Source organism: Klebsiella sp. K5-45, from assembly GCF_030128605.1.
Taxonomy (GTDB): domain Bacteria; phylum Pseudomonadota; class Gammaproteobacteria; order Enterobacterales; family Enterobacteriaceae; genus Klebsiella; species Klebsiella quasipneumoniae.
On the sequence record NZ_JAKUZW010000009.1, the window covers coordinates 229,512 to 245,538 of the forward strand.

Consider the following 16,027-nt stretch of genomic DNA (forward strand, 5'->3'; position numbering starts at 1 on the left):
CAATGCGAATATTTGTTTACGGCAGTTTACGACGCAAACAAGGCAACAGCCACTGGATGACCAACGCCCAGTGGCTGGGCGCTCATAGTGTCGACGATTATCAGCTGTACAGCCTGGGCCACTATCCAGGCGCGGTGCCCGGCGAAGGCACAGTACATGGTGAAGTTTATCGTATTGATGCATCGACGCTGGCCGAACTGGATGCGCTCCGCACCAAGGGGGGCGAGTATGCGCGCCACCTGATTCAGACGCCTTACGGCAGCGCATGGATGTATGTCTATCAACGTTCCGTTGAGGGTTGTACGTTGATAGCGAACGGCAACTGGTTGGATCGCGACCAGTATTAACCATGACAGCGCCACCTTCGGGTGGCGTTGTTTTTTCTGCGCCCACCTCTTACCAGAGCGGAAGATAATCCTTCGCCAGCCACGCTGTGGAAGCCAGCGTCGTCAGCGCGAGGAATAATAGTCGTCGTGTTGGGGTGCTGAACATTACATGACCTCCTCTAGCGTGGTAGGAGGGGCAGCCCCCCGCAGGTAACGCCGCATCGCCGATCGCAGCTTCAGCCAGTCAGCCACCCGGTGTGACAATAACCAGGCCGTTGGGCCTATCAGCTCCAGCACCGCCAGTACCCCACCAAAACAGAGTAACAATAAGGACAGCATGTCCAGTGAATCCTGAACCTGCCACCAGACGCGCCGGCCTGACTGAAGGGCGCTGACGAGTTCTACTCCGAGAAATAACAGATACATTACCAGCGCGAGGCCGTAAAACAGGTAATAGAGCAGCGACAGCTGTCGGCGTCCAGGATAGAGCGGATGGTTTTTTATATAAGCCGCGCCGTCGCTGGCATTGTATAGCGCATGGATCGCCCGGCTGTCGCGCTCGTATACGGCGAGGATGCGATCGCCGGTGGCAAGAAACGGCGGCTGACAACGGTAAAACACCGGATGCAGCGCGAAATTAGCGCAGCCTGCCTGCCACCAGAAGGCCAGCGGCAGGGAACCGCATTGTATCCCGAGGCCGTGATATTCCCGGGTTGGATTGCCTGCGTACCACTTCTTAAAGTGGGTGTCGGTGATGATGTCTGCCTGAGCGGCATAGCGTTCCGGCAGGGCTTGCGTAAAAGGCATTGCCGACTGGCGGAGGGCTTGCGTCGTGGCGGGTAGCGGCTGGCAAAAGGAGACGTCGCGGCGGCGAGCCATTGCCATCTTCGCCAGCAGATCGCGCATGGCGGGGTGCCGTTTTAGCGCCGGGTGGAACAGTCGCTCCCAGAGCCCGGTTAACAGCGCGATGAAGGCCAGTATCGCGATAATGCCGCAGCCGAACCTACCCCATTCTGAGGCGCTCACCAGGAGCGGGATAAGGGTGACGATGAGCGTCAACAGGCTGATAAACAGCAGCGGCCGGGCCCAGCGCTTTACGCGTTGACTGGGCTCAAGGAGCGTTTCGCCATCGCTGAGCCAGTGGATCCAGTAACTGCCGTTGTCCAGGCGGCGGGCGCCAAGATGCAGGGGCTGATTGATCTTCAGACGGTCAAAAAGCGAGGGGTCGTTAAAATAGCGTTTATCGGTATAAAAGACATGCTCGCCGGCGATAAGGCGCAGATACCCCTGTTTTTCAGAGGCGGCGGTCGTGAAGCCAGAAAAGTTAAGAGTGAAATAGCGAACGCTTTTCACGGAACACCCTCCATGGTGTTATCGCGGCAATCCGTGCCGCAATCAGGCAGGGGATGACCCTGCCTGAGACAGAATTACTTCTGCTTAGCGCGCTCGAAAGAGGCAACGATTTCGGCTTTCGCCGCTTCCGCGTTGTCCCAACCGTCGACTTTAACCCATTTGCCTTTTTCCAGATCTTTGTAGTGCTCAAAGAAGTGAGTGATCTGGGCTTTCAGCAGTTCCGGCAGGTCGTTCACATCGTTGATGTGATCGTATTCTTTGCTCAGCTTGGTGTGCGGTACGGCAACCAGTTTCGCATCTTCACCGGATTCGTCGGTCATCTTCAGAACGCCAACCGGACGGCAGCGGATCACGGAGCCCGGCTGCAGCGGGTACGGAGTCGGGACCAGCACGTCAACCGGGTCGCCGTCCAGGGAGAGGGTGTGGTTGATGTAGCCGTAGTTGCACGGATAGAACATCGCTGTGGACATGAAACGGTCAACAAACAGTGCACCGCTCTCTTTGTCGACTTCGTATTTGATGGGATCTGCGTTCGCCGGGATCTCGATCACGACGTAGATGTCTTCCGGCAGATCTTTGCCCGCAGGTACGTTGAGTAAGCTCATGTCTGTTTCCTTTAAAATGTATGGCAAACAAGTGCTCGGTATTATAGCCAACTCACATCGAATGTCTTCGCTTCTTTTTCCCGATCTCGCCGCGGAGTGCTCTGAATTTTGCACGCCATAATGACATGAAAATCCATAAACATAGCCACATCATGAATAAATTTATGTAACCGTTTTCATTGCATGTGATTGATTTATCAAACTGCTTAAAAAAACGTCACAAACCGCCGCTGCCGCGCTCCCCGCTAAGCCTTATCCGCTCTCCGCTGGGCAATGGGGCCGTCATTAACATCTCATTTACTTTTTTGAAGTGTGATGTAACGCATTCAGTTACATCACCGATTGTCTATAGTTTGTCCGCAGGTGAGACTTTAACCAACAATAACCCTACGAGGATACCCTTATGTGGAAGCGCTTACTTCTTGTCACAGCAGTTTCCGCAGCTATGTCGTCTATGGCGATAGCTGCCCCGCTAACCGTAGGTTTTTCGCAGGTCGGTTCTGAATCCGGCTGGCGTGCGGCGGAAACCAGCGTCGCGAAAGAGGAAGCCGCCAAGCGCGGTATTACGCTGAAGATCGCTGATGGTCAGCAAAAACAGGAAAACCAGATCAAAGCGGTGCGCTCCTTTATCGCCCAGGGGGTTGACGCGATCTTCATTGCGCCGGTGGTGGCCACCGGCTGGGAGCCGGTGCTGAAAGAGGCGAAAGAGGCCAAGATCCCGGTCTTCCTCCTCGACCGTTCCATTGATGTGAAAGATAAAGATCTCTACATGACCACCGTGACCGCCAACAACGTGCTGGAAGGCCAGCTGATTGGCGACTGGCTGGTGAAAACCGTCGACGGTAAGCCGTGTAACGTCGTTGAACTGCAGGGCACCGTCGGGGCCAGCGTGGCCATCGACCGTAAGAAAGGCTTCGCCGACGCTATCGCCAAAGCGTCGAATATCAAAATTATCCGCTCTCAGTCCGGCGACTTCACCCGCAGCAAAGGGAAAGAGGTCATGGAGAGCTTTATCAAGGCGGAGAATAACGGCAAAAACATCTGCATGGTATTCGCTCATAACGACGATATGGCCATCGGCGCCATCCAGGCCATTAAAGAAGCCGGTCTGAAGCCGGGCAAAGATATTCTGACCGGCTCCATCGACGGCGTGCCGGATATCTATAAAGCGATGATCGCCGGCGAAGCCAACGCCAGCGTCGAGCTGACGCCGAATATGGCCGGCCCGGCGTTTGATGCGCTGGAGAAATACAAAAAAGACGGCACCCTGCCGGAGAAGCTGACCATTACCAAATCGACGCTGTATCTGCCGGATACGGCGAAAGAAGAGTTAGAGAAGAAGAAAAATATGGGCTACTGAGTGGCTAGCCCCTCATCCCGGCCCTCTCCGCAAGCGGAGAGGGTAACAGGCAGCGTTCCAGTAACCCCGGCAAGCAGAGCGCGAACCGGGGCAACCTGACATCATTTGAAGGTGATATCGATTATGAGCGCCGAGGCACACCAGGAGATCCTTCGCACCGAAGGACTCAGTAAATTCTTCCCCGGCGTTAAGGCGCTGGATAACGTCAACTTTAGCCTGCGGCGCGGCGAAATCATGGCCCTGTTGGGCGAAAACGGCGCCGGAAAATCGACGCTGATCAAAGCGCTTACCGGCGTTTACCATGCCGATCGCGGCACCATCTGGCTGGAAGGCCAGGCCATTTCCCCGAAAAATACCGCCCATGCCCAGCAGCTGGGGATCGGCACCGTTTATCAGGAAGTGAACCTGCTGCCGAATATGTCGGTGGCGGACAACCTGTTTATCGGCCGTGAGCCGCGGCGGTTTGGCCTGCTGCGGCGTAAAGAGATGGAGGCCAGGGCGACGGCGCTGATGGCCTCCTATGGCTTTTCCCTCGATGTGCGCGAGCCGCTGAACCGCTTTTCAGTAGCGATGCAGCAGATCGTTGCTATCTGTCGGGCTATCGACCTGTCGGCCAAGGTGCTGATCCTCGACGAGCCCACCGCCAGCCTCGATACTCAGGAGGTGGAGATGCTGTTTACCCTGATGCGCCAGCTCAGGGATAACGGCGTCAGCCTGATCTTCGTCACCCATTTTCTCGACCAGGTCTATGCGGTCAGCGACCGCATTACCGTGCTGCGCAACGGCAGCTTCGTCGGCTGCCGCGAAACCCGCGAGCTGCCGCAGATTGAGCTGGTGAAAATGATGCTGGGCCGCGAACTGGACCACAACGCCCTGCAGCGGGCGGGCCGAACCCTGCTGAGCGATAAGCCGGTGGCGGCGTTCGAAGGCTACGGCAAGAAAGGCACCATCGCCCCGTTCGACCTGCAGGTCCGTCCGGGCGAAATTGTCGGCCTCGCCGGCCTGTTGGGTTCCGGACGCACTGAAACCGCCGAGGTGATCTTCGGCATTAAAACGGCGGACAGCGGGAAGGCATGGATCAAAGGCAAACCGCAAACCCTGCGCTCTCCGCATCAGGCCTCCTGCCTCGGGATCGGCTTCTGTCCGGAGGATCGCAAAACCGACGGCATTATCGCCGCCGCTTCGGTGCGGGAAAATATCGTCCTTGCCCTGCAGGCGCAGCGCGGCTGGCTGCGGCCGATACCCCGGCGTGAACAGAACGAGATCGCCGAGCGCTTTATTCGCCAGCTGGGGATCCGTACCCCCAGCGCGGAGCAGCCGATCGAGTTTCTCTCCGGCGGCAACCAGCAGAAGGTATTACTTTCCCGCTGGCTGCTGACCAAACCGCAGTTCCTGATCCTCGATGAACCGACCCGCGGCATTGACGTCGGCGCCCACGCGGAAATTATTCGCCTGATTGAAACCCTCTGCGCCGATGGTCTGGCGCTGCTGGTCATCTCCTCTGAACTGGAGGAGCTAGTGGGTTACGCCGATCGGGTCATTATCATGCGCGATCGCCGGCAGGTGGCCGAGATCCCGCTCGCCGAGCTCTCTGTACCGGCGATCATGAACGCTATTGCGGCATAAGGAGTAACTCATGATGCCTCGATCTCTTTCGCAAACCGGCCCGGAGAAGCGACGCTTCACCTGGCCGAAGGGCACCCCGCAGATCATTGCTCTGCTGCTGGTTCTGCTGGTCGACAGCCTGGTGGCGCCCCATTTTTATCAGGTAGTGCTCCAGGATGGCCGCCTGTTTGGCAGCCCAATCGATATTCTCAACCGCGCCGCTCCGGTGGCGCTGCTGGCCATCGGCATGACGCTGGTGATCGCCACCGGCGGCATCGACCTGTCGGTGGGGGCGGTGATGGCGATTGCCGGCGCGACGGCCGCCTCGATGACCGTCGCCGGACACAGCCTGGCGGTGGTGCTGCTGGCCTCGCTGGCGGCGGGCGCGCTGGCCGGGCTGTGGAACGGCATCCTCGTGGCGGTCCTTAAGATCCAGCCCTTTGTGGCGACGTTGATCCTGATGGTGGCCGGACGCGGGGTAGCGCAGTTGATCACCGCCGGGCAGATCGTCACCTTTGATTCCCCTGCGCTGGCGTGGCTTGGCAGCGGATCGTTTCTGCTGTTTCCGACGCCAGTGATCGTCGCCGCTGCTACGCTGCTGCTGTTCTGGCTGTTTACCCGTAAAACGGCGCTGGGCATGTTTATCGAAGCGGTGGGGATCAATATCCGCGCGGCGAAAAACGCCGGCGTTAATACCCGCATCGTGGTGATGCTGGCCTATGTCCTGAGCGGCGTCTGCGCGGCGATCGCCGGGATCATCGTGGCGGCGGACATTCGCGGCGCGGATGCCAATAACGCCGGGCTATGGCTGGAGCTGGACGCCATTCTGGCGGTGGTCATCGGCGGCGCTTCGCTGATGGGCGGGCGATTCAACCTGCTGCTGTCGGTGGTGGGGGCGCTGATTATCCAGGGCATGAACACCGGGATTTTGCTCTCCGGCTTCCCGCCGGAGCTCAACCAGGTGGTGAAAGCGGTGGTGGTGCTGTGCGTACTGATTGTCCAGTCGCCGCGCTTTATCGGTTTACTGAAAGGGGTACGCGGCCATGATAAAACGTAATTTACCGTTGATGATCACCCTCGCGGTGTTTGTGCTGGGCTATCTCTACTGCCTGACGCAATTCCCCGGCTTTGCCTCGACGCGGGTGATCTGCAATATCCTGACGGATAACGCCTTCCTCGGGATCATCGCCGTGGGCATGACCTTCGTGATCCTCTCCGGCGGGATCGATCTGTCTGTCGGGTCGGTGATCGCCTTTACCGGCGTCTTTCTCGCCAAAGCGATTGGCTTTTGGGGAATATCACCGCTGGTGGCGTTTCCGCTGGTGCTGGTGATGGGCTGCGCCTTCGGCGCGTTTATGGGGCTGCTGATTGACGCCCTGAAGATCCCGGCCTTTATCATCACCCTCGCCGGCATGTTCTTCCTGCGCGGCGTGAGCTATCTGGTGTCAGAGGAGTCGATTCCGATTAACCACCCGGTGTATGACACCCTGTCCGGGCTGGCATGGACCATTCCCGGCGGCGGACGCCTCAGCGCCATGGGGCTGCTGATGCTGCTGGTGGTGGTGGCCGGTATTTTTGTCGCCCACCGCACCCGCTTCGGCAATCAGGTGTATGCCATCGGCGGCAACGCGACGTCGGCGAATCTGATGGGGATTTCCACCCGCAGCGCCACAATCCGTATCTATATGCTCTCCACCGGGCTGGCGACGCTGGCCGGGATCGTCTTTTCCATTTATACCCAGGCGGGCTATGCGCTGGCGGGCGTCGGCGTGGAGCTGGACGCCATTGCCTCGGTGGTGATCGGCGGCACGCTGCTCAGCGGCGGCGTTGGCACCGTGCTGGGAACCCTGTTCGGGGTGGCGATCCAGGGGCTGATTCAGACCTACATCAACTTCGACGGCACCCTCAGCTCATGGTGGACGAAAATCGCCATCGGCATTTTGCTGTTTATCTTTATCGCGCTGCAGCGTGGGCTGACCGTGCTGTGGGAAAACCGGCAGAATGCGGCGGTGACGCGGGTGAGCGGGGCGGGGAGTCGCTAAGCGAGAGGCTCCTCCCGCAGGCGCGGGAGGAGCGGGCAGGGCGTTTAGGCGTCCGGGAACGACTTAATAAAGTTCTCGACGTCTTCCACCATGTGGTTGTTGCCGACGAAGAAGGAGCGGCGCTGGTGCAGGCTTTCCGGAACAATATCCAGAATACGCTCTTTACCATCGCTGGCCTTACCGCCCGCCTGTTCGGCAAGGAAGGCCATCGGGTTGCATTCATACAGCAGGCGCAGCTTACCATCCGGGTGGCTGGCGGTGCTTGGATAGAGGTAGATGCCGCCTTTCAGCAGGTTGCGGTGGAAGTCCGCCACCAGAGAGCCGATATAGCGTGAGGTATAAGGACGCTGAGTCGCTTTGTCTTCTTCCTGGCAGTACTTAATGTACTTCTTCACGCCCTGCGGGAATTTGATGTAGTTGCCTTCGTTAATGGAGTAGGTATTGCCCTTCTCCGGGAAGCGCATGCGCTCCTGGCACAGACAGAAGACGCCGAGGGACGGGTCATAGGTGAAGGCGTGGACGCCGCAGCCGGTGGTATACACCAGCATTGTCGAAGAGCCATAGACCACATAGCCCGCTGCCACCTGCTTGTTTCCCGGCTGCAGGAAATCTTCTTCTGTCACCGGCGTGCCAACAGGCGTCACGCGGCGATAGATAGAGAAGATCGTACCGACAGAGACGTTAACGTCGATGTTAGAGGAGCCATCCAGAGGGTCCATCAGCACCACGTATTTGGCGTGTTCACACCCTTCGAAGACGACAATCTCATCTTCTTCTTCAGAGGCGATCCCGGCAACAATATCGCGTGCTCGCAGTGCGGCTTTTAATTTTTCATTAGCGAACAGATCGAGTTTTTGCTGAACCTCGCCCTGAACGTTTTCAGCACCGCTGGCACCCAGGATATCGACCAGACCGGCCTTGTTGATATCGCGGTGGATGATCTTGGCGCCCAGCTTTATTGCTGACAACAAAGCAGTCAGCTCACCGGTGGCGTGGGAGAACTCGTGCTGCTTTTCAACAATAAACTCACCTAACGTTTTCATAACTCGTTCCCTGCATTTTTATGTTGAGTAAAACGAACGCAACAATCTTAACAAAGAATCAAAAAAGTGCGCACTGGTGAATCGCGCCAGCAAAATACAGATTCGCCTGAAATGCATTTCGCCAGGGCCCGGGATATGGGTAAAATGTGCCCCGGATAAGAGAAGGAAATGACGAATGCGCATTCATATTTTAGGAATCTGTGGCACGTTTATGGGGGGCCTGGCCATGCTGGCGCGCTCCCTCGGTCATGAGGTAACGGGGTCGGATGCTAACGTCTATCCGCCGATGAGCACCCTGCTGGAAAACCAGGGGATTGATTTAATTCAGGGCTATGACCCCAGCCAGCTGGAGCCCCGGCCGGACCTGGTGATCATCGGTAACGCCATGACTCGCGGCAACCCGTGCGTTGAAGCGGTGCTGGAAAACAATATTCCCTATATGTCCGGCCCGCAGTGGCTGCACGACTTCGTGCTGCGCGATCGCTGGGTGCTGGCCGTCGCCGGGACCCACGGCAAAACCACCACCGCCGGCATGGCGACCTGGATCCTTGAAGCCTGCGGTTACCAGCCGGGCTTCGTTATTGGCGGCGTTCCGGGCAATTTTGACGTCTCTGCGCGCCTGGGCGACAGCCCGTTCTTCGTCATTGAAGCGGATGAATACGACTGCGCCTTCTTCGACAAGCGCTCCAAATTTGTTCACTACTGCCCGCGGACGCTGATCCTTAACAACCTTGAGTTCGACCACGCGGATATCTTTGACGACCTGAAGGCGATTCAGAAGCAGTTCCACCATCTGGTGCGCATCGTGCCGGGCAAAGGCAAAATTATCCTGCCGGAGAACGACATCAACCTGAAGCAAGTGATGGCGATGGGCTGCTGGAGCGAGCAGGAGCTGGTGGGCGAGCAGGGCCACTGGCAGGCGAAGAAGCTGAACGCCGACGCCTCGCAGTGGGAAGTGCTGTTTGACGGCGAAAAGGTCGGCGAGGTGAAGTGGGCGCTGGTCGGCGAACATAATATGCATAACGGCCTGATGGCCATTGCCGCGGCGCGTCACGTCGGGGTACTGCCGGCGGATGCCGCGAACGCGCTGGGCAGCTTTATCAACGCCCGCCGTCGTCTGGAGCTGCGCGGCGAAGCCAACGGCGTCACCGTGTATGACGATTTCGCTCATCATCCGACGGCGATCCTCGCCACGCTGCAGGCGCTGCGCGGCAAAGTGGGCGGCACCGCGCGCATTCTCGCCGTGCTGGAGCCGCGCTCTAATACCATGAAAATGGGCGTCTGCAAGGACGATCTGGCGCCGTCCCTTGGCCGCGCCGATGAAGTGTTCCTCCTGCAGCCGCAGCATATCCCGTGGCAGGTGGCGGAAGTGGCGGAAGCCTGCGTCCAGCCGGCCCACTGGAGCGCCGACGTCGATACCCTGGCGGAGATGGTGGTCAAAACCGCCCATCCTGGCGACCATATCCTGGTGATGAGCAACGGCGGCTTCGGCGGCATTCATCAAAAGCTGCTGGATAAGCTGGCGCAAAAAGCGGCCGCGGCAGAGTAAGCCCGAGCGCCTCCGGTCACTGCCCTCCGCGTGAGGGCAGTTTTGTTTTTACCAACAGGGAGGGTGTGATGCTGACCTGCGAAAGCGTACTAACTACCGACTCGCCCCATTTCGCCATGCTGGACGCGCTCTACGCACGCGCCTTTCCGTGGCACGAGCAGCGCGAAAGCGAGGCCAAACTTCAGGCGCTGAGCCACCCGCACTACGCGCTGGAGGCGTGGTTCGATGAGAACGTATTTATCGGCCTCAGCGGCTGCTGGCTGTTTGCCGGCTACGGTTATGTCGAACATCTGGCGATCGACGATACGCTGCGCTCCCGTGGCTATGGTAAACAGCTGCTGGCGCAGATCCTGACGCGCGCCCCGCTGACTATTCTGGAAATCGATCCGCTCACCAGCGAGATCGCCCATAAACGACTGCGCTTTTATCAGTCGATGGGATTTCACGCTAACCCCTGGGCGCATCGTCATCCCACCTATCATCAGGGCATCGCGGATCATGAGCTGCTGGTGCTGAGCTACTCGCAGCCAATCGATGAGCGACAGTACCAGCAGTTTGCCCGGGATCTCGGGCACGAGGTGATGGGGCGGGAGTAGCCCGGCGCGGCGTACCGCTCCGGGCGTTCGGCTGGGGGTATTTTTACTCTTTGGCGATCGGCGTTTCGTTCTCCACCACTTTATTGTCGCCCTGAATCTGCGCGATCTTCTGCTCGACGGCGGCCACCTGGGCGCTGTCGTGCAGCAAGGTGTAGGTCAGATCAAACTGCGCGCTGGCGCCCGGCTGCAGCTGCTTCACGCGTTTTTGCTCGCGTTCAATGGTCACCGGATAGGCGTAGCTGGTCCCTGGCTCGATACCGGTGACGTAACCCTGTTTGACGGTGTCGGTGTTTTTCCACAGCGTCAGGACCGGCAGCTGGCGGGTGTCGAACTGAATAGAGGCGCCTTTATCGCCAGCCTTGTTGACCACGGCGGCCAGCGTCTGGTGATTTTCATCGGCCAGCGGCTGAATATTAAATACCATCTCGTCAAAGTCTTTGGTCGGTCCCTGATAGGTTTGCCAGGTTTTTAACCCGCTCTTGGCGTAATCATTGAACGGGCTGATGCTGGACATCGGGGCGAGGAAACGTGCGCCTTCTTCGAGGATCGGGGTACCGAAGTTGCTGTGGTAGATGATCTGATAATCATGCGGATAGTCGGCGTGATTGGTTAAGACATCGTGCAGGCTGAAGCTGTTACTGCCCGGGATATAGCGCAGCTCGGTCATGGTCTGCAGATCGGCTTTTTTGAAGGTGCTCTCTTTCACCAGCCCGCGGACGCGAATTTCATACGGCGCGCTGTCGGCCACCTCAACCTCCACCAGGGAGGCCGGCGTGTTGCCGGCCTTGCCGTGCAGGGTATAAATTTGCCCGTCCGCGGTGACTGGATGGCCGGTCCACTCATAGCCGCAGCGGACCATCATCTCGTTGAACCCTTCCAGCCAGCCGAGTCCGTTGCGGCTCTCCAGGTTGATAAACGCCGGGTTAACAACCTCTTTGACCGGCGAATCCCAGCCCATCCGGCTGCCGAAGCCTTCCACTCGCAGCAAGTTCATGCCCCGCGTCGGGCTGAGGGTGATTGTCAGGCCGTCTTTACTGCGAATGGTGAGGATTTTGCTGCCTTCCTGCTTGCCGCCGTGCAGGACTTTTTGCTCAATGCTGAACGTATGGTCTTTCACCTTCAGCTGATCGCTGCTGATCTGCCAGTTTCCTTTATCCATGCCCTCTTCAGCACTCGTCAGCACCCATGTTTTTGCCGCGGCGGAGCCAGAAACCAGCAGAGCGATAGCCGTCAGAACCAATGTCTTTTTCATTTTTATTCCCTTTTGCTGAATCGATTGTGTCATTGACGTGTGAAATCTACCGGCATGGGGGTGATTAAAATGTGAAGCGCCTCACCTGGTGAGAAAGTGGCCGTTTTGAAGATGTTAAATGCGATAAGTGTCGTATTATTGTGCTAAGGCATGATTAATTATCACCACAAGATGTGATCTGCATTGCTTTTAGCTTTAACGATTCAGCGGTGGTGAGGCAATAAACAAAAGTATCGTTGTGCGGATTAGGGGGACTCAGGAGATGCAGCGGGAACCCCCTGCTGGCGCGATGTTGGCGTTGTAGCTGGGGAAGGTAGGCCGGATAAGGCGTAGCCGCCATCCGGTACAACGCCGGAAACGGCGCCGGATACAGTTTGCCCGGCGGCGCTGCGCTTGCGCGGGCCTACGGTGTTGAGCAAGCGTTTGATAAATCAGGTTAAGCAGCCTTTCGTAGGCCGGATAAGGCGTAGCCGCCATCCGGCACAACGCCGGAAACAGCGGAGTAGCCCGGATAAGGCGCAGCGCGCCGCCATCCGGGTGACTTGTGCGGCAAAAGCGGCGGGGATTAGCCTTCGTTTTCCGCCAGTTCGCGCAGATACTGGAAGATCAGGCGCGCGGATTTCGGCGGTTTGTTGCCTTCTTTCTCTTTCTTCGCATTGCGGATCAGGGAACGCAGCTGCTGACGGTCAGCATCTGGCCACAGGTTCAGCACTTCAGCTACGGCGTCATCCCCGTCGTCAATCAGTCGGTCACGAATCTGCTCCAGCTTGTGGAACAGCGCAACCTGCTGGTTGTGGCGGTTTTTTAGCTTATCCAGCGCCTGACGAATCGGATCGACATCGCGATTGCGCAGCATCTTACCGATAAGCTGCAGCTGGCGGCGGCGACCCTCTTTTTTGATTCGCTGGGCGAGTTCGATGGCGTCGCGCAGGTCAGTATCCAGCGGAATTTTATCCAGCGCGTTTTTCCCCAGGTCAACGAGTTCAGCGCCAAGACGCTTCAGTTCTTCCGCGTCGCGCTTAATTTCACTCTTACTGACCCAGATAATTTCATCGTCTTCATCCTCGATATCATCACCGGGAACGTCGTCGAGCCAGTCTTCGGGCTGCTTTGTCATCTCAGGCTCCTTAAAAAAAGAGGCTAATGTTACCAGTTAAGGCGCGCACTTTAAAACGGTTCTCTGTTAGACTTCAGTTAACTCCTTCTTACATTATGGCATTAGCAATGAAAGTGATCTCTCAAGTTGCCCAGCAACGTAAGACGCTGGAAGAGGCCGTGACCACGGCGCTGGAACTGGCGGCAGGTAAATCCGATGGCGCAGAAGTCTCCGTCAGCAAAACGACAGGCATCGGCGTCAGCACCCGCTATGGCGAAGTGGAGAATGTAGAATTCAATAGCGATGGGGCGTTAGGCATCACGGTTTACCACCAGAACCGCAAGGGCAGCGCCTCTTCCACCGATCTCAGCCCGGACGCCATCGCCCGTACCGTGCAGGCGGCGCTGGATATCGCGCGCTATACCTCCCCGGACCCGTTTGCCGGCGTGGCCGATAAAGAGCTGCTGGCCTTTGACGCCCCGGATCTGGACCTGTTCCACCCGGCGGAGGTCTCCCCGGACGACGCCATTGAACTGGCCGCCCGCGCGGAGCAAGCGGCGCTGAAGGCCGATAAACGCATCACCAACACCGAAGGCGGCAGCTTTAACAGCCACTATGGCATCAAAGTGTTCGGCAACAGCCATGGCATGCTGCAAAGCTACTGCTCGACTCGCCATTCGCTCTCCAGCTGCGTCATTGCGGAAGATGACGGCGATATGGAACGCGACTACGCCTACACCATTGGCCGGGCAATCGAGGATCTGCAATCCCCGGAATGGGTCGGGGAAGAGTGCGCCCGCCGCACCCTGTCGCGCCTGGCGCCGCGTAAGCTGTCGACCATGAAGGCGCCGGTGATTTTCGCCAACGAAGTGGCGACCGGGCTGTTTGGCCACCTGGTCGGAGCGATTGCCGGTGGTTCGGTATACCGCAAATCCACCTTCCTGCTCGATTCGCTGGGCAAACAAATTTTGCCGGAGTGGCTGACCATTGAAGAGCATCCGCACCTGCTGAAAGGGCTGGCCTCCACGCCTTTCGACAGCGAAGGCGTGCGCACCGAGCGTCGCGATATCGTCAAAGATGGCGTACTGACCCAGTGGCTGCTGACCAACTACTCCGCCCGCAAGCTGGGGATGAAAAGCACCGGCCACGCCGGGGGCATCCATAACTGGCGCATTAACGGCCGCGGCCTGAGTTTTGCAAAGATGCTTAAAGAGATGGGCACCGGTCTTGTGGTTACCGAACTGATGGGGCAGGGTGTCAGTGGCGTCACCGGAGACTACTCACGCGGCGCATCCGGCTTCTGGGTAGAAAATGGCGAAATTCAATATCCTGTCAGTGAGATCACCATTGCAGGAAATCTGAAAGAAATGTGGCGTAATATCGTGACCATTGGCGATGATATTGAAACGCGCAGCAACATTCAGTGTGGTTCAGTGCTGCTGCCGGAGATGAAAATCGCCGGACAATAACACCTGTTTGCTTAAATAATAAAAAGGAAGTGAGCAATGCGTAAAAAACTGTTAGCGATGCTGGCTGTCTCTGCTTTTGCGCTCGGTTCAGCGTCGGCCTTCGCCGACCTGGGCGAAGACATGGACACTCTGGCAGAAAACCTGCAAGTGGTACAGAAGACCTCCGACGCCGGCGAGCTGAAAGCGGCGCTGAATAAGATGCGTACCGCCGCGGTTGATGCCCAGAAAGAGACCCCGCCGAAGCTGGAAGGCAAAGCGGCCGACAGCGCTGAGATGAAAGATTACCGTCACGGTCTGGATATTCTGATCGGCCAGATCGACGGCGCGCTGAAGCTGGCGAATGAAGGCAAGGTGAAAGAGGCGCAGGCCGCCGCGGAGGAGTTTAAAACCACCCGCAACACCTACCATAAGAAGTACCGCTAACTGTTCTTTTCGGGAGGCATCAGCCGATGTCTCCCGCCTGAAAACCTACCTGTATCACATTTTTCCCTTTTCTTTTTCCGGCCTTTCCGCAGCCGCGGGCGGCTCATTCGCGCGCATTGTTGTGATACGTCTCACGCCATAATTGCTGTTTTTTCATTTTTCCAGTGAATATGTGGTGTCGATCACGCCTGCCGTCTCCCTTTCCACTTCGAAGTGGAAAACAACTCGCTACAAACTCCCATCCCCCGGCGCTACTTTGATTCCCAGAGACATCAGCGGGGTATCAGAAGTGAATAACGGAGCGGTAATACACGACGTAGGGGAGCAGGCAGCGCAGACCGAACGCCTGGCTGACAAGATGCTGCAGCAGGTTTTTGCCCTGTTAAGCCGTCACGGCATCGTCCCTAACGACGTTCAGGAGCAAATGCTGACTTCCCACGTGCGGGCGATGGCCCACCGGTCAATCAGCGGCGAACCGCTGCCGGAAGTGGATGCCAGCCTGTTCGAAGAGATTTCACCAGATTCAATGACGTTGGCCCGCGAAGTGGTCGCGCAGTTCGGCAACCTGCCTGATGAAGAGGCCTGGCTGCTCTCCGTCCACTTCGAAGTCGCAAAAGAAAACCTGTAAGGAGCAAAACATGGAACAAATCACCGTAGTTATTGGCGACCGTCTGGGTAAAGGCCAAAAGGTCGCCGCAGGCGCAGAGAAAGCCGGCGCACGCGCAGTGGTCGTCCCTGGCGTTGCTGCCGACATGAAGCTTGGCGACATGATGAAAGCGGAAAACGCCACCTTCGGCATCTCCTTCTGCGGCAGCGGCGGCGCCGGCGCCATCACCGCCCAGACCAAATACGGCTACAAAGCGAAATACGGCATGCGTTCTGTTGAAGAGGGCGTCACCGCCATCAACGAAGGCTGCAACGTGCTGGGCTTCGGCTTTATGGATAAAGAAGAGCTGGGCGAGCGCCTGGTAGAAGCCTGGAAAAAGAAATACGGCGCATAAGTATGAAAGAGCAATTCACCACCACGGTGAGGGTTGCCGGCAAAGGCGAAAGCAAATCACGGGCCTTCGCCGATGCCCTGAACCATGTGCAGGCTGCGGTGATGAAAACCTCATCGCACATTCTGCTGCGTATTGAGCCACAGGACGTGACGGTTGTTCATGCGCGCGAAGCGGTACGAAAAGAGGCCTTCCTGTTTTTCTTTTTGCGCCGTGAACGACGGACCTACAGCGTGGAGCTGGACGTCACCGTCAACGTGACCGCCATCGATCTCGATAAAGTGGATTTCGTCACGCAAACCTGATTGTT

At 57.8% G+C, this 16,027-nt stretch carries 17 protein-coding genes; 12 read left to right on the plus strand and 5 right to left on the minus strand.

Annotated elements, in window-relative coordinates; all coding sequences use genetic code 11:
* Positions 1–2: 2 nt before the first annotated feature.
* Positions 3–347, plus strand: coding sequence for a gamma-glutamylcyclotransferase (locus MKS11_RS19965; protein ID WP_002886724.1), 345 nt, complete (start codon positions 3–5; stop codon positions 345–347).
* Positions 348–491: 144 nt separating this feature from the next.
* Here the strand turns inward: MKS11_RS19965 and MKS11_RS19970 are convergent, their stop codons facing one another.
* Both MKS11_RS19970 and ppa read right to left on the minus strand, forming a co-directional pair.
* Positions 492–1,679, minus strand: a complete 1,188-nt coding sequence (locus MKS11_RS19970) for a hypothetical protein (protein WP_087771121.1) — start codon at positions 1,677–1,679, stop codon at positions 492–494.
* Positions 1,680–1,753: 74 nt separating this feature from the next.
* Positions 1,754–2,284, minus strand: a complete 531-nt coding sequence (gene ppa, locus MKS11_RS19975; protein WP_002886766.1) for an inorganic diphosphatase — start codon at positions 2,282–2,284, stop codon at positions 1,754–1,756.
* A gap of 403 nt (positions 2,285–2,687) precedes the next feature.
* Between ppa and ytfQ the strand changes: the two genes are divergently transcribed.
* The 4 genes from ytfQ (at position 2,688) to yjfF (ending at position 7,291) form a co-directional block, all read left to right on the plus strand.
* A complete protein-coding gene (gene ytfQ, locus MKS11_RS19980; protein ID WP_002886769.1) occupies positions 2,688–3,644 on the plus strand; it encodes a galactofuranose ABC transporter, galactofuranose-binding protein YtfQ in 957 nt (318 codons plus the stop codon).
* 123 nt (positions 3,645–3,767) lie between these two features.
* Positions 3,768–5,270 (plus strand): galactofuranose ABC transporter, ATP-binding protein YtfR, encoded by a 1,503-nt coding sequence (ytfR, locus tag MKS11_RS19985; RefSeq protein WP_008807146.1) that lies wholly within the window; start codon positions 3,768–3,770, stop codon positions 5,268–5,270.
* 10 nt (positions 5,271–5,280) lie between these two features.
* On the plus strand, positions 5,281–6,306 hold the full coding sequence (gene ytfT / locus MKS11_RS19990) for a galactofuranose ABC transporter, ATP-binding protein YtfT (RefSeq protein ID WP_004206491.1): 1,026 nt from the start codon (positions 5,281–5,283) through the stop codon (positions 6,304–6,306).
* Positions 6,293–7,291, plus strand: a complete 999-nt coding sequence (yjfF, locus tag MKS11_RS19995) for a galactofuranose ABC transporter, permease protein YjfF (RefSeq protein ID WP_002886825.1) — start codon at positions 6,293–6,295, stop codon at positions 7,289–7,291. The genes ytfT and yjfF overlap by 14 nt, the downstream gene beginning before the upstream one ends.
* Positions 7,292–7,335: 44 nt before the next feature.
* On the opposite strand, the gene fbp is transcribed toward yjfF, so the two are convergent.
* Entirely contained in the window at positions 7,336–8,334 is a 999-nt protein-coding gene (gene fbp / locus MKS11_RS20000) for a class 1 fructose-bisphosphatase (RefSeq protein ID WP_004206493.1), read from the minus strand.
* 175 nt (positions 8,335–8,509) lie between these two features.
* Between fbp and mpl the strand changes: the two genes are divergently transcribed.
* Together mpl and MKS11_RS20010 are read left to right on the plus strand one after the other, a co-directional pair.
* Positions 8,510–9,883 carry a UDP-N-acetylmuramate:L-alanyl-gamma-D-glutamyl-meso-diaminopimelate ligase gene (gene mpl, locus MKS11_RS20005; RefSeq protein ID WP_004206494.1) on the plus strand — a complete coding sequence of 458 codons (1,374 nt, stop codon included), beginning with the start codon at positions 8,510–8,512 and terminating at the stop codon, positions 9,881–9,883.
* A gap of 68 nt (positions 9,884–9,951) precedes the next feature.
* Positions 9,952–10,479: a GNAT family N-acetyltransferase gene (locus MKS11_RS20010; protein ID WP_087771123.1), complete on the plus strand. Its 528-nt coding sequence runs from the start codon at positions 9,952–9,954 to the stop codon at positions 10,477–10,479.
* A 43-nt stretch (positions 10,480–10,522) separates the two neighbouring features.
* On the opposite strand, the gene MKS11_RS20015 is transcribed toward MKS11_RS20010, so the two are convergent.
* A complete protein-coding gene (locus MKS11_RS20015) occupies positions 10,523–11,731 on the minus strand; it encodes an aldose 1-epimerase family protein (RefSeq protein ID WP_017900577.1) in 1,209 nt (402 codons plus the stop codon).
* Positions 11,732–12,296: 565 nt separating this feature from the next.
* The gene (gene yjgA, locus MKS11_RS20020; protein ID WP_004206498.1) at positions 12,297–12,848 is read right to left on the minus strand and encodes a ribosome biogenesis factor YjgA; all 552 of its coding nucleotides are present in this window, start codon (positions 12,846–12,848) and stop codon (positions 12,297–12,299) included.
* A gap of 95 nt (positions 12,849–12,943) precedes the next feature.
* Here yjgA and pmbA point away from each other — a divergent pair, with 95 nt between their 5' ends.
* The 5 genes from pmbA (at position 12,944) to MKS11_RS20045 (ending at position 16,022) form a co-directional block, all read left to right on the plus strand.
* Positions 12,944–14,296 (plus strand): metalloprotease PmbA, encoded by a 1,353-nt coding sequence (gene pmbA, locus MKS11_RS20025; protein ID WP_017900576.1) that lies wholly within the window; start codon positions 12,944–12,946, stop codon positions 14,294–14,296.
* Between the two features lie 36 nt (positions 14,297–14,332).
* Complete coding sequence (cybC, locus tag MKS11_RS20030) at positions 14,333–14,719, plus strand: cytochrome b562 (RefSeq protein ID WP_002886893.1); 387 nt, start codon at positions 14,333–14,335, stop codon at positions 14,717–14,719.
* Positions 14,720–15,008: 289 nt separating this feature from the next.
* Positions 15,009–15,347 (plus strand): PRD domain-containing protein, encoded by a 339-nt coding sequence (locus MKS11_RS20035; protein ID WP_004206500.1) that lies wholly within the window; start codon positions 15,009–15,011, stop codon positions 15,345–15,347.
* A 10-nt stretch (positions 15,348–15,357) separates the two neighbouring features.
* Positions 15,358–15,720 carry an SFCGS family glycine-rich protein gene (locus MKS11_RS20040; protein WP_004206501.1) on the plus strand — a complete coding sequence of 121 codons (363 nt, stop codon included), beginning with the start codon at positions 15,358–15,360 and terminating at the stop codon, positions 15,718–15,720.
* Between the two features lie 2 nt (positions 15,721–15,722).
* Positions 15,723–16,022, plus strand: a complete 300-nt coding sequence (locus tag MKS11_RS20045; protein WP_004206503.1) for a DUF4312 family protein — start codon at positions 15,723–15,725, stop codon at positions 16,020–16,022.
* The last annotated feature ends 5 nt before the right edge of the window (positions 16,023–16,027 follow it).

What these genes read in the sequence shown, in the direction of transcription:
- MKS11_RS19965 (WP_002886724.1), top strand. Translation starts at nt 3, where the DNA reads ATGCGAATATTTGTTTACGGCAGTTTACGACGCAAACAAGGCAACAGC.
- ppa (WP_002886766.1), bottom strand. Translation starts at nt 2,284, where the DNA reads ATGAGCTTACTCAACGTACCTGCGGGCAAAGATCTGCCGGAAGACATC.
- ytfQ (WP_002886769.1), top strand. Translation starts at nt 2,688, where the DNA reads ATGTGGAAGCGCTTACTTCTTGTCACAGCAGTTTCCGCAGCTATGTCG.
- ytfR (WP_008807146.1), top strand. Translation starts at nt 3,768, where the DNA reads ATGAGCGCCGAGGCACACCAGGAGATCCTTCGCACCGAAGGACTCAGT.
- ytfT (WP_004206491.1), top strand. Translation starts at nt 5,281, where the DNA reads ATGATGCCTCGATCTCTTTCGCAAACCGGCCCGGAGAAGCGACGCTTC.
- yjfF (WP_002886825.1), top strand. Translation starts at nt 6,293, where the DNA reads ATGATAAAACGTAATTTACCGTTGATGATCACCCTCGCGGTGTTTGTG.
- fbp (WP_004206493.1), bottom strand. Translation starts at nt 8,334, where the DNA reads ATGAAAACGTTAGGTGAGTTTATTGTTGAAAAGCAGCACGAGTTCTCC.
- mpl (WP_004206494.1), top strand. Translation starts at nt 8,510, where the DNA reads ATGCGCATTCATATTTTAGGAATCTGTGGCACGTTTATGGGGGGCCTG.
- MKS11_RS20010 (WP_087771123.1), top strand. Translation starts at nt 9,952, where the DNA reads ATGCTGACCTGCGAAAGCGTACTAACTACCGACTCGCCCCATTTCGCC.
- MKS11_RS20015 (WP_017900577.1), bottom strand. Translation starts at nt 11,731, where the DNA reads ATGAAAAAGACATTGGTTCTGACGGCTATCGCTCTGCTGGTTTCTGGC.
- yjgA (WP_004206498.1), bottom strand. Translation starts at nt 12,848, where the DNA reads ATGACAAAGCAGCCCGAAGACTGGCTCGACGACGTTCCCGGTGATGAT.
- pmbA (WP_017900576.1), top strand. Translation starts at nt 12,944, where the DNA reads ATGGCATTAGCAATGAAAGTGATCTCTCAAGTTGCCCAGCAACGTAAG.
- cybC (WP_002886893.1), top strand. Translation starts at nt 14,333, where the DNA reads ATGCGTAAAAAACTGTTAGCGATGCTGGCTGTCTCTGCTTTTGCGCTC.
- MKS11_RS20040 (WP_004206501.1), top strand. Translation starts at nt 15,358, where the DNA reads ATGGAACAAATCACCGTAGTTATTGGCGACCGTCTGGGTAAAGGCCAA.
- MKS11_RS20045 (WP_004206503.1), top strand. Translation starts at nt 15,723, where the DNA reads ATGAAAGAGCAATTCACCACCACGGTGAGGGTTGCCGGCAAAGGCGAA.